The organism is Streptomyces sp. NBC_00239, assembly GCF_036194065.1.
Classification (GTDB): Bacteria; Actinomycetota; Actinomycetes; order Streptomycetales; family Streptomycetaceae; genus Streptomyces.
Window position 1 is genome coordinate 2821807 of the sequence record NZ_CP108095.1, and the last position, 13570, is coordinate 2835376.

The 13570-nt window shown below is 70.8% G+C and carries 7 protein-coding genes; 4 read left to right on the top strand and 3 right to left on the bottom strand.

Annotated features, from left to right (window positions below; translation table 11 throughout):
• Positions 1-179 precede the first annotated feature (179 nt).
• Entirely contained in the window at positions 180-1193 is a 1014-nt protein-coding gene (gmd, locus tag OG764_RS12230; RefSeq protein WP_328968449.1) for a GDP-mannose 4,6-dehydratase, read from the bottom strand.
• An 89-nt stretch (positions 1194-1282) separates the two neighbouring features.
• On the opposite strand from gmd, the gene OG764_RS12235 reads away from it, so the two are divergent.
• A complete protein-coding gene (locus OG764_RS12235) occupies positions 1283-2227 on the top strand; it encodes a GDP-L-fucose synthase family protein (RefSeq protein WP_328968450.1) in 945 nt (314 codons plus the stop codon).
• A gap of 36 nt (positions 2228-2263) precedes the next feature.
• Here OG764_RS12235 and OG764_RS12240 read toward each other — a convergent pair whose 3' ends face one another.
• Positions 2264-3739 carry a sugar transferase gene (locus OG764_RS12240; RefSeq protein WP_328968451.1) on the bottom strand — a complete coding sequence of 492 codons (1476 nt, stop codon included), beginning with the start codon at positions 3737-3739 and terminating at the stop codon, positions 2264-2266.
• Between the two features lie 385 nt (positions 3740-4124).
• Between OG764_RS12240 and OG764_RS12245 the strand changes: the two genes are divergently transcribed.
• Positions 4125-6392, top strand: a complete 2268-nt coding sequence (locus tag OG764_RS12245) for a M4 family metallopeptidase (RefSeq protein ID WP_328968452.1) — start codon at positions 4125-4127, stop codon at positions 6390-6392.
• A gap of 143 nt (positions 6393-6535) precedes the next feature.
• Here OG764_RS12245 and glgP read toward each other — a convergent pair whose 3' ends face one another.
• On the bottom strand, positions 6536-9169 hold the full coding sequence (gene glgP, locus OG764_RS12250; protein WP_328968453.1) for an alpha-glucan family phosphorylase: 2634 nt from the start codon (positions 9167-9169) through the stop codon (positions 6536-6538).
• 499 nt (positions 9170-9668) lie between these two features.
• Here glgP and OG764_RS12255 point away from each other — a divergent pair, with 499 nt between their 5' ends.
• A complete protein-coding gene (locus OG764_RS12255; protein ID WP_328968454.1) occupies positions 9669-11681 on the top strand; it encodes an alpha-1,4-glucan--maltose-1-phosphate maltosyltransferase in 2013 nt (670 codons plus the stop codon).
• The gene (gene treS, locus OG764_RS12260; RefSeq protein ID WP_328968455.1) at positions 11678-13372 is read left to right on the top strand and encodes a maltose alpha-D-glucosyltransferase; all 1695 of its coding nucleotides are present in this window, start codon (positions 11678-11680) and stop codon (positions 13370-13372) included. Before OG764_RS12255 ends, treS begins: the two co-directional genes overlap by 4 nt.
• Positions 13373-13570 lie beyond the last annotated feature (198 nt).

Consider the following 13570-nt stretch of genomic DNA (forward strand, 5'->3'; position numbering starts at 1 on the left):
TTGATTTAAACGAACAGCCATATGTACTGGCGCAGAGTAGGGCTCAAGCGAGGGCCCGTCACCCCGCTTGACCCATTGCATACCAATGGGCACCCACGGATCGGTGCACTGCGGACATACGGCAATAATTCCCGGTCACCGCCGGTAGGCGGTGACCGGGACATGCAAACTCTAGGGGGTCAGCGGTCGATGCGTACCGCGACCCCGGCCAACTGGTCTTCCACCTGACGGACGTCCGCGTCCACCATGATTCGCGCCAGTTCGTCAACGAGGACCGTCGGCTTCCAGCCGAGCAGCGCGTGGGCCTTGCTCGCGTCGCCTATGAGCGCGTCGACCTCGCTGGGGCGCTCGTACTTCGCGTCGTAGCGCACGTGCTCGTTCCAGTCGAGGCCCGCGTGCGCGAAGGACGATTCGAGGAACTGGCGCACGGTGGCGGGCACGCCGGTGGCGACCACGTAGTCGGTGGGCTCGTCCTGCTGGAGCATCCGCCACATCGCGTCCACGTACTCGGGGGCGTAGCCCCAGTCGCGGACGGCGTCGAGGTTGCCCAGGTACAGGTGCTCCTGGAGACCGGCCTTGATCCGGGCCACCGCGCGGGTGATCTTGCGGGTCACGAAGGTCTCGCCGCGGCGCGGGGACTCGTGGTTGAAGAGGATCCCGTTGACCGCGAACATGTCGTACGCCTCGCGGTAGTTCACCGTGGTCCAGTACGCGAAGACCTTCGCGGCGCCGTACGGGCTGCGCGGGTGGAACGGGGTCTGCTCGTTCTGCGGGGGCGGGGTCGCGCCGAACATCTCCGAGGACGAGGCCTGGTAGATGCGGGTGTCCACGCCGCTGGCCCGGATCGCCTCCAGCAGCCGCAGCGCGCCGAGGCCGGTGACGTCGCCGGTGTAGAGGGGCGCGTCGAAGGAGACCCGGACGTGGGACTGGGCGCCCAGGTTGTAGACCTCGTCGGGCTGGATGTCGCGCAGCAGGTTCACCAGCGCCACCCCGTCGGAGAGGTCGGCGTGGTGCAGCACCAGCGACCGGTTGGCCGTGTGCGGGTCCTGGTAGATGTGGTCGATGCGCTCCGTGTTGAAGGTGGACGACCGACGCACGAGCCCATGCACCGTGTAGCCCTTGGAGAGCAGGAGCTCGGCGAGGTACGAGCCGTCCTGTCCGGTGACTCCGGTGATCAGTGCTGTCTTGCTCATGGGCGCTTCCCCCAGGGAGAGTGTGTGATTCGTACAGAATTGCGGGGTTCGTCCCCAGCGGTCGGAGCAGGCCTGGCATGATCCGGGTCATGACTGCATCGCTGCCGTACCTGCCCACGCACGCCCGCGTCTTCGTCGCGGGCCACCGCGGCCTCGTGGGGTCCGCGGTCGCCCGGCGGCTCACCGCCGACGGCCACGAGGTGATCACCCGTGGCCGCACCGAACTCGATCTCCGCGATGCCGCGGCCACCGAGAGTTTCCTGAAGGACGTCCGTCCGGACGCGGTCGTCCTCGCCGCCGCCAAGGTCGGCGGCATCATGGCGAACAGCACCTACCCGGTGCAGTTCCTGGAGGACAACCTCAAGATCCAGCTGAGCGTGATCGCCGGCTCGCACGCCGCCGGCGTCGGGCGCCTGCTGTTCCTCGGGTCGTCCTGCATCTACCCGAAGCTGGCGCCGCAGCCGATCAGCGAGGACGCCCTGCTGACCGGCCCGCTGGAGCCGACCAACGAGGCGTACGCGCTGGCCAAGATCGCCGGCATCGTGCAGGTCCAGTCGTACCGGAAGCAGTACGGGGCCTCGTACATCTCGGCCATGCCGACGAACCTCTACGGTCCGGGCGACAACTTCGACCTGGAGACCTCGCACGTGCTGCCCGCGCTCATCCGCCGCTTCCACGAGGCCGCGGCCGAGGGGCGCGAGGAGGTCACGCTGTGGGGCTCGGGCACCCCGCGCCGGGAGTTCCTGCACGTGGACGACCTCGCGGCGGCCTGCACCGTGCTGCTGAACTCGTACGACGGGGACGCGCCGGTGAACATCGGCTGCGGCGAGGACCTCACCATCAAGGAGCTCGCCGAGACCGTCGCCGACGTGACCGGTTTCCGGGGCCGGCTGGCCTGGGACACCACCAAGCCGGACGGGACGCCCCGCAAGCTGCTGGACGTCACCCGGCTGACCTCCCTGGGTTGGAAGCCGGGGATCCCGCTGCGGGACGGGATCGCCTCGACCTACCAGTGGTGGCGCGAGCAGAGCTGATCCGGCGGACGGTGCTGATCTCACGTACAGGGCTCCTCAGTACGCTCCGCGGCCGTCGACGACGGCGCGGAACGTACGGGCCACGACGTCGACGTCACTGGTGAAGGACCAGTTGTCGACGTACTGCAGGTCCAGCTGGATCGTCTCGTCCCAGGAGAGGTCGGAGCGGCCGCTGATCTGCCACAGGCCGGTCATGCCGGGGCGCACGGTGAGCCGGCGCAGTTCGACCTCGTCGTACTTCGCCACCTCCTCGGGCAGCGGCGGCCTCGGGCCGACCAGCGACATGTCGCCGGTGAGCACGTTGACCAGCTGCGGCAGCTCGTCCAGCGAGGTGCGGCGCAGCAGCCGGCCGACCTTGGTGATGCGCGGGTCGCGGCGCATCTTGAACATGTGCCCGTCGTTCTCGTTGGCGCCGGCCAGGTCGGTCTTGAGCCGGTCGGCGTCGACGACCATCGTGCGGAACTTCCACATCGTGAAGGGCACGCCGTCGCGGCCGATGCGCTCCTGGCGGTAGAAGGCGGGGCCGGTGGAGCCCAGCCGGATCGCGGCGACGATGCCGAGGAAGACCGGGGCCAGGACGAGCAGTCCGAGCCCGGCGCCGACCCGGTCGAGGACCGACTTGAGCACGGGCTGGATGCCGCGGCAGACCGGCGGGGCCACTCGGAGCACGGCGAGGCCGCCGGCCGAGAGGGTTTCCAGCCGCTTGGGCGAGACCTCGACCAGGCCCGGGAAGACCGCGAGTTCGAGCCCTTCGTCGTGCAGCGCCCAGGCGACCCGGCGCAGCCGCTCGCCGGCCATCATGGCGCCGGGCGCGACGAGCACCAGGTCGGCGTGATGGGTGGCGACGGCGCCGAGCACGGCGTCGGCGTCCTCGCCGGGGGCCGCGGGCAGGGCGCCCGCGATCCGCGCGGCCTCGGGTACGCCGCCGGCCGGCGTGCCGGGGCCGACGGGTATGACCCCGACGACGACGTACGGGTGGTCGGTGCGGGCGGCGAGGTGGTCGATGACGCTTTCGACGGCGCCGGGCTCGCCGACCACCAGGACCCGGCTGACCGCCTGGGCCTCGCGGCGGGCGGCGCTCAGGTGCCGGTAGGTGAGCTTGTGGCAGGCGACGGTGATCAGCAGGGCGGGCAGCAGGGCGCCCAGCGCGGCCAGTCGCGGGGTGCTTTCGCCGGTCGCGATCCGGGCCACGGCCAGGACACCGATGAGAATCAGCCAGTCGTGGAGGACGGGCAGGACACCGCGGGACTCGCCGAGCGACCGGAATGCGTAACGGCGCCGGACGGCCTGCACGGCGGTCCAGGCGAGGGCGGCGCCGAGTGCGCAGTACAGCGGCCTGGCCTGCTGCGCCGCGTCGAAGACGAGGGCCACCGGCAGGCCGGCGCCGACGAGGTCGGCGGCCAGCGCGGTGGGCAGGTACCAGCGGGCCTTGTCCCCCAGGCCACGTCGGACTGTTTCGGACACAGGCCCTGATCTGGCCACTCGTGGAGCGGGAAGATGAACATGCCTCATGGGCCCCCCTGGCACGTCGGTCGGATGGCGCTGCGTCCGCTCGCCGCTTCCCCTGGCGGCACGCGACTGACGCACCGGGAAACAGTACGACAAACACCCGTACGGAAATCCCCGTTTACGGGAACGAGACTGGCCGTTGCCGGTTCGTTAACGGGCGGTACCGCAGATTCCGGATAGCGGAACGGGCACATCGCACACGCAGGTGAATTGTTCGTATAGCGGACCTGCATCTTCGGACAACGAACGATTTCCGGCCAACCTTTTGACGCGGCCCTGACATGTGGGCATCTCGGGTGGCACTCTTCCCAGGCGTTCCTCGCTCAGCCCTGTTCTGCCCGGAGGCCCACCCAGCCGTCCGGAACCCCCCTTGCAGAAGGAGTCTGCGTTGAGTCCCACCCCCCACCGGCGTGCCACGGCGGCCGGCGCGCTCGTTGCCGCGGCTGCCCTCCTCGCCGTAGGCATCCAGACCGGTACCGCGAATGCCGACGCCACCGCGTCGCAGGCGGTCACCGCCGCAGCCAAGCCCAATCCGGGCAAGGCCCTGGTCAAGCTCACCCCCTCGCAGCGGGCGGCCCTCATAGCCGACGCCACGGCGACCTCGGCCAAGACGGCCAAGTCGCTCGGCCTCGGCAGCCAGGAGAAGCTGCTCGTCCGCGACGTCGTCAAGGACGCGGACGGCACCACCCACACCTCGTACGAGCGGACCTACGCGGGCCTGCCCGTCCTCGGCGGTGACCTCACGGTCCACGCCAAGGGCGCCACCCGCACCGTGACCAAGGCCAACAACCGCGCCCTCAAGGTCGCCGACACCCGTGCGACGGTGTCCACCGCGGCCGCCGAGAAGCAGGCCGTGTCCGCCGCCCGGGCGGAGGGCTCCAAGGAGGCCAAGGCCTCCCGCACCGCCCGCAAGGTGATCTGGGCCGCCGGCGGCGTCCCGGTCCTCGCCTTCGAGACGGTCGTCGGCGGTGTCCAGCACGACGGCACCCCGAACGAGCTGCACGTGGTCACCAACGCCAAGACCGGCGCCAAGATCACCGAGTGGCAGGCCGTCGAGACCGGCACCGGCAACACCATGTACAGCGGTCAGGTCACCATCGGCACCTCGGCCTCCGGCAGCAACTTCACGCTGACCGACGCGACCCGCGGCAACCACAAGACGTACAACCTGAACGGCGGCTCGTCGGGCACCGGCACCCTGTTCTCCGGCCCGGACGACATCTGGGGCAACGGCAACCCCTCCAACGCGGAGACCGCCGGCGCCGACGCGCACTACGGCGCCCAGCTCACGTGGGACTACTACAAGAACGTGCACGGCCGCAACGGCCTGCGCAACGACGGCGTGGCCCCGTACACCCGGGTCCACTACGGCAACGCCTACGTCAACGCCTTCTGGCAGGACTCCTGCTTCTGCATGACGTACGGCGACGGCGACGGCAACGTCAAGCCGCTCACCTCCATCGACGTGGCCGCGCACGAGATGACGCACGGCCTGACCTCCGTCACCGGCAAGATGCAGTACTCCGGTGAGCCCGGCGGCCTCAACGAGGCGACCTCGGACATCATGGCCGCGGCCGTCGAGTTCTACGCCAACAACCCGCAGGACGTCGGCGACTACCTCGTCGGCGAGAAGATCGACATCCGCGGCAACGGCACCCCGCTGCGCTACATGGACAAGCCGAGCAAGGACGGCTCGTCCAAGGACGCGTGGTACTCGGGCCTCGGCGGCATCGACGTCCACTACTCCTCGGGCCCGGCGAACCACTGGTTCTACCTGGCCTCCGAGGGCTCGGGCGCCAAGGTCGTCAACGGGGTCAGCTACGACTCCCCGACCTACGACAACCTGCCCGTCACGGCGATCGGCCGCGCCGCCGCCGAAAAGATCTGGTTCCGCGCCCTGACGGTCGGCTACTTCAGCTCGACCACCAACTACGCGGACGCCCGCGTCCAGACCCTCAAGGCCGCCGCCGACCTGTACGGCGCCGGCTCGGTGACGTACAACAACGCCGCCAACGCCTGGGCCGCCATCAACGTCGGCGCCCGCATCCCGGTGGGTGTCTCGGTCACCAACCCGGGTCCGCAGAGCACCGTGACCGGCAGCGCCGTGAACCTGCAGATCCAGGCCAGCAGCAGCAACGCGGGTGCGCTGAACTACTCGGCCACCGGCCTGCCCACCGGCCTCTCGATCAACGCCTCCACGGGTCTGATCACCGGTACGGCGAACACCGCCGGCACCTACAACGCCACCGTCACGGTGCGCGACTCGGCCAACCAGACCGGCACCGCGAGCTTCGCGTGGACCGTCGGCACCAGCCAGCCGAACGTGTTCGAGAACACGAACGACTACACGATCAGCGACAACGCCACGGTCGAGTCGCCGATCACCGTCAACCGCACGGGCAACGCCTCCGCCGCCCTCAAGGTCGACGTGAACATCGTCCACACCTACGTCGGTGACCTGGTCGTCGACCTGGTCGCCCCGGACGGCTCCGTCTACAACCTGCGCAACCGCACCGGCGGCAGCGCGGACAACATCGTCCAGCAGTTCACCGTGAACGCCTCCTCCGAGGTCGCCCAGGGTGTCTGGAAGCTCCGGGTCCGCGACGCGGCCTCGCTGGACACCGGCTACATCAACAGCTGGAAGCTCACCTTCTGACCCTCACGGGCAGGACGTGCGTGACCGATAGCTGAAGGAAACGGGGAACGGCCCGGGGACTCCAAGTCCCCGGGCCGTTCCGCTGTCCCGGCCGGGCCGGACGCGCCGGGCCGCCGTCCGGACGGGCCGGACGGGCCGGCCCGCTAGCGCAGCACCACGCCGGCGCCGTCGCCGCCCGGGTCAGACGGGGCCGCGAGCAGCCCGAGCTCGGCCGGGGTCGCCAGCAGCGGGTGCGCGGGCAGGATCCGCACGGTGTAGCCGAAGGCGCCCGTACGGTCGAGGGGGAGCGGCCCCTCGTACAGCCAGCGCCCCTCCAGGTCGGGGCCCGAGGCCGGCTTGAGCGGGAAGGTGCGCGCGTCGGCGATGACGTCCGCCGCGTCCACCCGCCCGGCGACCGCCTGCACCTCCACCTCGTCGGGCGCCAGCGCGTCCAGGGTGACCTGGACCCGCACGGTCAGCGTGGCGCCCAGCTCGGCGGTCCCGTTGACCGGGGCGGCGGCCGCGGCCTCGACGTGGTCCACGGTGACCCGCGGCCAGGCGGCCCGCACCTTCGCCTTCCAGGCGGCGAGCGCCCGGGCGGCGCCGGGGTCCAGGGACCGGTGGGCGAGCGCGGCCGGCGCGTAGAGCCGCTCCACGTACTCGCGCACCATCCGCCCCGCCAGCACCTTGGGCCCCAGCGAGACCAGGGTGCGCCGGACCATCTCGATCCAGCGGGCGGGCAGCTCGCCGCCGCTGCGGTCGTAGAAGCGCGGCGCGACCCGCTGCTCGATCAGCTCGTACAGCGCCGCCGCCTCGACGTCGTCGCGGCGCTCCTCGTCGGTGCCGTGCCCGTCGGCGGTCGGGATGGCCCAGCCGAAGTCCGGTTCGAACCATTCGTCCCACCAGCCGTCCAGGACGGACAGGTTGAGGCACCCGTTGAGGGCGGCCTTCATCCCGCTGGTGCCGCAGGCCTCCAGCGGCCGCAGCGGGTTGTTCAGCCAGACGTCGCAGCCGGGGTAGAGCTTCTGCGCCATCGCCATGCCGTAGTCGGGCAGGAACACGATCCGGTGCCGCACCCGCGGGTCGTCGGCGAAGCGGACCAGCTCCTGGACCAGCCGCTTGCCGCCGTCGTCCGCCGGGTGCGCCTTGCCCGCGACCACGATCTGCACCGGCCGCTCCGGGTCGAGCAGCAGCCTGCGCAGCCGCTCCGGGTCCCGCAGCATCAGCGTCAGCCGCTTGTACGAGGGCACCCGGCGGGCGAATCCGATGGTCAGCACGTCGGGGTCGAGGACGGAGTCGACCCAGCCGAGTTCGGCCGCGCCGGCCCCGCGCTGCCGCCAGGACGCGCGCAGCCGGTCCCGCACCTCCTGGACCAGCTCTTCGCGCAGGACCCTGCGCAGGTCCCAGATCTCGTGGTCGGGGATGTCGGCCACCGCGTCCCAGCGCTGCGAACCGCCGACGGACAGGGCGTCCTCGGCGCGCCCGGCGCCGATCTGGCGGGCACCGAGCCGCACCACCGCGGGCGCCACCCAGGTGGGGGCGTGCACGCCGTTGGTCACGGAGGTGATCGGCACGTCCTCGGGGTCGAAGCCGGGCCACAGCCCGGCGAACATCTCCCGGCTCACCGCCCCGTGCAGGGTGGACACGCCGTTGGCCCGCTGGGCCAGCCGCAGCCCCATCACGGCCATGTTGAACACGCCGGGGTCGCCACCGGGATACGTCTCGCGGCCCAGCTCGAGGATCCGTTCGACGGGGACGCCGGGCAGTTCGGCGCCGTCCCCGAAGTGCCGGGCGACCAGCGCGCGGTCGAACCGGTCGATGCCGGCCGGGACGGGGGTGTGCGTGGTGAACACGGTGCCGGCCCGCACCGATTCCACGGCGGCGTCGAAGCCGAGCCCCGCCCCCTCCAGTTCCCTTATGCGCTCCAGCCCGAGGAAGCCGGCGTGCCCTTCGTTGGTGTGGAAGACCTCGGGCCGCGGGTGCCCGGTCAGCGCGCAGTACGTGCGCACCGCGCGCACCCCGCCGATGCCCAGGAGCATCTCCTGGAGCAGCCGGTGGTCGCTGCCGCCGCCGTAGAGCCGGTCGGTCACCTCCCGCGCCCCGGAGTCGTTGTCCTCGACGTCGGAGTCCAGGAGCAGCAGCGGCACCCGGCCCACCCGGGCCTGCCAGACGTGCGCGTGCAGGGCGCGGCCGCCGGGCAGGGCGAGCGTCACGCGGGCCGCCGTGCCGTCCTCCTCCCGCAGCAGGGAGACGGGCAGTTCGTTGGGGTCGAGGACCGGGTAGTGCTCCTGCTGCCAGCCGTCCCGGGACAGGGACTGCCGGAAGTAGCCGTGCCGGTAGAGCAGTCCGACACCGATGAGCGGGACGCCGAGGTCGCTGGCGGCCTTGAGGTGGTCGCCGGCGAGGATCCCGAGCCCGCCGGAGTACTGCGGCAGGGCGGCGGTGATGCCGAACTCGGGCGAGAAGTAGGCGACCCCGGCCGGCAGCCCGTCGGGGTCTTCGTGGCTCTGGTACCAGCGGTCCCCCCTCAGGTAGTCGTCGAGGTCGGCGGCGGCCGCGGCCAGCCGGCGCAGGAACCGGCGGTCGCGGGCCAGTTCGGCCAGCCGGTCGGCGGAGACGGACCCGAGCAGCCGGACGGGGTCGCCGCCCGCGCGCTGCCAGCCCTCGGGGTCGACGGATTGGAAGAGTTCCCGGGTTTCCCCGTGCCAGGACCAGCGCAGGTTCCGCGCGAGGTCGTGGAGCGGCAGCAGGGGGTCCGGCAGGACGGGACGCACGGTGAATCGACGGATAGCCTTCACAGTTTCCACCTTGTCAGGGGAAGTGCGGTTCGGAGCGGACGCACGGCGCTGTGCCCCCGGGCTTCACTCGCGCAAGCCTCTCCACGGCCCGCCGCCGCCAACCCTGCCGGTTCCGTCGACCGGGGGGCGGGTCGTCGCCTTCCGGCGTCAAGTCCGCTTGAGCACGGCCCCTCGTCCGGGGGAGCTTTCGGAGGGCGTCCGGCATGCCGCCGGGCCGCGGCATATGCGGGCGGAATAGGGTATTTCGTTTACCTGTCGGTAAGCGGGCCTCCGGCGGATTGCCACCCCCCCGGGGCGGGAAGGGCTCCCCGGGTACAGCGCACGGCGCACCCGCCCTCCCCTCTTCCCGCCACCCGAGTGAACGCGGACAGGAGCGGCCATGCCCGCAGCCCAGCCGTCCACCGAGCGGCTAGAAACAGAGCGAACAGAGCGTGCACAGCTGTCGGTAACCGACACAGGTAAAGCACCGAAGCCCGCGATGAGCCCCCAGGTGATCCCATTGATCGGTCGCATCCCCGTGCTGGACGTCCGCCCTGCCGTCGACTGCGGCACCCGACCCGCCAAGGCGGTGGTGGACGAGGTCTTCGAAGTGAGCGCCACCGTGTTCCGCGAGGGGCACGAGGCAGTCTCCGCGCACGTCGTGCTGCGCAACCCCCAGGGGCGGCAGCAGCCGCCCGTACCGCTGAAGGAACTCGCCCCCGGCACCGACCGGTGGGGGGCCCGGGTGTCCGCCTCCGCCGAGGGGCGGTGGACGTACACCGTGGAGGCCTGGAGCGACCCCGTCGCCACCTGGCGCCGCCACGCCCAGATCAAGATCCCGGCCGGCATCGACACCGGCCTCGTGCTGTTGGAGGGCGCCGAACTCTACGAGCGGGCCGCCGCGAAGATCCCCAAGAAGGACGGGCGCCAGGACGTGCTCGCCGCCGCGGACGCGCTGCGCGACGAGGACCGGCCGGCCGCCGCCCGGCTCGCCGCCGCCCTGACCCCGCAGGTGGACGCCGCGTTCGCGGCCCGCCCGTACCGCGAACTGGTCACCGCGGCCAAGCCCGTACCGCTGCTCGTCGAGCGCCGCAGAGCGCTGTACGGGGCCTGGTACGAGATGTTCCCGCGCTCCGAGGGCGCGGTCGTCCCGCAGGACGGGCCGCCGGTCAGCGGCACGTTCCGCACCGCCGCCGAGCGGCTGCCCGCCATCGCCGCCATGGGCTTCGACGTGGTGTACCTGCCTCCGATCCACCCCATCGGCCGGACCTTCCGCAAGGGCCCCAACAACACCCTGTCCGCGGGCCGTTACGACGTGGGGGTGCCGTGGGCCATCGGCTCGCCCGAGGGCGGCCACGACGCGGTCCACCCGGATCTCGGCACCATCGAGGACTTCGACCGCTTCGTCGCGAAGGCCACGAGCCTGCGCCTGGAGATCGCCCTGGACTTCGCGCTCCAGTGCTCGCCCGACCACCCGTGGGTGGAGAAGCACCCGGAGTGGTTCCGGCACCGGGCCGACGGGACCGTGGCGTACGCGGAGAACCCGCCCAAGAAGTACCAGGACATCTACCCGATCGACTTCGACCAGGACATGGACGGCCTGGTCGAGGAGACCGTGCGCGTGCTGCGGTACTGGATGGGGCACGGAGTGCGCATCTTCCGGGTGGACAATCCGCACACCAAGCCGGTGGTCTTCTGGGAACGCGTGATCCGCGAGATCAACAGGACGGACCCGGACGTCGTCTTCCTGGCGGAGGCGTTCACCCGCCCCGCGATGATGCGGACGCTGGCCGCCGTCGGCTTCCAGCAGTCGTACACCTACTTCACCTGGCGGAACACCAAGCACGAGCTGACCGAATACCTGACCGAACTGGCGGGCGAATCGGCGGCCGTGATGCGGCCGAACTTCTTCGTGAACACCCCCGACATCCTCCCCGAGTACCTCCAGCACGGCGGCCGGCCCGCCTTCGAGGCGCGCGCCGTGCTCGCCGCCACCCTGTCCCCCACCTGGGGCGTCTACGCCGGATACGAGCTGTGCGAGAACACCCCGGTGCGCGAGGGCAGCGAGGAGTACCTCGACTCGGAGAAGTACCAGCTGCGTCCGCGGGACTGGGCGGCCGCCGAGCGGGAGGGCCGCAGCATCGCCCCCCTGATCACCACGCTGAACCGGCTGCGCCGCCGCAACCCCGCGCTCCAGCAGCTGCGCGATCTGCACTTCCACGACACCGACAACGACGCCGTCATCGCCTACTCCAAGGCCGCGGAGGGGCCGGGCGGGCGCAATACCGTACTGGTGGTCGTCAACCTGGACCCGCACCACACCCAGGAGGCGACCGTCTCGTTGGACATGCCGGCACTCGGCCTCGACTGGCACGGGTCCCTCCCGGTGCGCGACGAGCTCACCGGCGAGACGTACCACTGGGGCAGGGCGAACTACGTGCGCCTCGAACCGGGCCACCGGCCCGCGCACGTGCTGGCCGCGCTGCGTCCGTCCCCGCCGACCGGAGCGACCGGAGGGTCATCCACCTCATGATGATCAACGATCCCGTCCACGACCTCTTCGAGGACACCCCCGCCAAGGACCGCGATCCCGACTGGTTCAAGCGGGCGGTGTTCTACGAGGTCCTCGTACGGTCGTTCCACGACACCAACGGCGACGGCGTGGGCGACCTGAAGGGCCTCACCGCCAAGCTCGACTACCTCCAGTGGCTCGGCGTCGACTGCCTCTGGCTGCCGCCGTTCTTCAAGTCACCGTTGCGCGACGGCGGTTACGACGTCTCCGACTACACCTCGGTGCTCCCCGAGTTCGGGGACCTCGCCGACTTCGTGGAGTTCGTCGACGCCGCGCACCAGCGCGGCATGCGGGTGGTCATCGACTTCGTGATGAACCACACCAGCGACCAGCACGAGTGGTTCCAGCAGTCCCGCTCGGACCCGGACGGCCCGTACGGCGACTACTACATGTGGGCCGACAACGACAAGCAGTACCAGGACGCCCGGATCATCTTCATCGACACGGAGACGTCCAACTGGACGTACGACCCGGTCCGCAAGCAGTACTACTGGCACCGCTTCTTCTCCCACCAGCCGGACCTCAACTTCGAGAACCCGGCGGTCCAGGAGGAGATCATCTCGGCGCTGCGGTTCTGGCTGGACCTCGGCATCGACGGCTTCCGGCTCGACGCGGTCCCGTACCTGTACGCCGAAGAGGGCACCAACTGCGAGAACCTGCCGCGCACCCACCAGCTCCTGAAGCGGGTGCGGGCCGAGATCGACGCGCACTACCCGGACACCGTCCTGCTGGCCGAGGCGAACCAGTGGCCCGAGGACGTCGTGGACTACTTCGGGGACTTCCGCAAGGGGGGCGACGAATGCCACATGGCCTTCCACTTCCCCGTGATGCCGCGCATCTTCATGGCGGTGCGCCGGGAGTCCCGCCACCCGGTCTCCGAAGTGCTCGCCAAGACCCCGCAGATCCCCTCCGGCTGCCAGTGGGGCATCTTCCTGCGCAACCACGACGAGCTCACCCTCGAAATGGTCACGGACGAAGAGCGCGACTACATGTACGCGGAGTACGCCAAGGACCCGCGGATGCGCGCCAACGTCGGGATCCGGCGGCGCCTGGCCCCGCTCCTGGACAACGACCGCAACCAGATCGAGCTGTTCACCGCCCTGCTGCTGTCGCTGCCCGGCTCCCCCGTCCTCTACTACGGGGACGAGATCGGGATGGGCGACAACATCTGGCTGGGCGACCGGGACGGGGTCCGCACCCCGATGCAGTGGACGCCCGACCGCAACGCCGGCTTCTCGTCGTGCGATCCGGGCCGGCTGAACCTGCCGGTCATCATGGACCCGGTGTACGGCTACCAGGTCACCAACGTCGAGGCCTCGATGACCTCGCCGTCCTCGCTGCTGCACTGGACGCGGCGGCTGATCGAGGTCCGCAAGCAGAACCCGGCGTTCGGGCTCGGCACGTACACCGAACTGCCCTCGTCGAACCCGGCGGTGCTCGCGTTCCTGCGCGAGTACAAGGACGACCTCGTGCTGTGCGTGCACAACTTCTCGCGGTTCGCGCAGCCCACCGAACTGGACCTGCGGGCCTTCAACGGCCGGGTGCCGGTCGAACTGACGGGCGAGGTGCGGTTCCCGCCGATCGGCGAGTGGCCTTACCTGCTGACGCTGGCCGGCCACGGCTTCTACTGGTTCCGGCTCCGAGGCGAATGAGGAGGCGGGAGGCGGCTGTTCCGCCTCCCGGCCCCCGCACCACCACGGGCACCGTGCCCGTCGGCGAATGGGTCAATCGCCGTCCCTGTAAGGACCATCCTGACCCGACACTCGCACACCACCGGACAGCAAATGCCGTGATCCGGGACACTCTGCGCATTCTGGCGGGCCCGGGGAAAGGACGCGATGCCATGTCGG

Excerpts from the sequence above, each read along its gene's own strand:
- gmd (WP_328968449.1), bottom strand. The coding sequence starts at position 1,193 with ATGAGCAAGACAGCACTGATCACCGGAGTCACCGGACAGGACGGCTCG.
- OG764_RS12235 (WP_328968450.1), top strand. The coding sequence starts at position 1,283 with ATGACTGCATCGCTGCCGTACCTGCCCACGCACGCCCGCGTCTTCGTC.
- OG764_RS12240 (WP_328968451.1), bottom strand. The coding sequence starts at position 3,739 with ATGAGGCATGTTCATCTTCCCGCTCCACGAGTGGCCAGATCAGGGCCT.
- treS (WP_328968455.1), top strand. The coding sequence starts at position 11,678 with ATGATGATCAACGATCCCGTCCACGACCTCTTCGAGGACACCCCCGCC.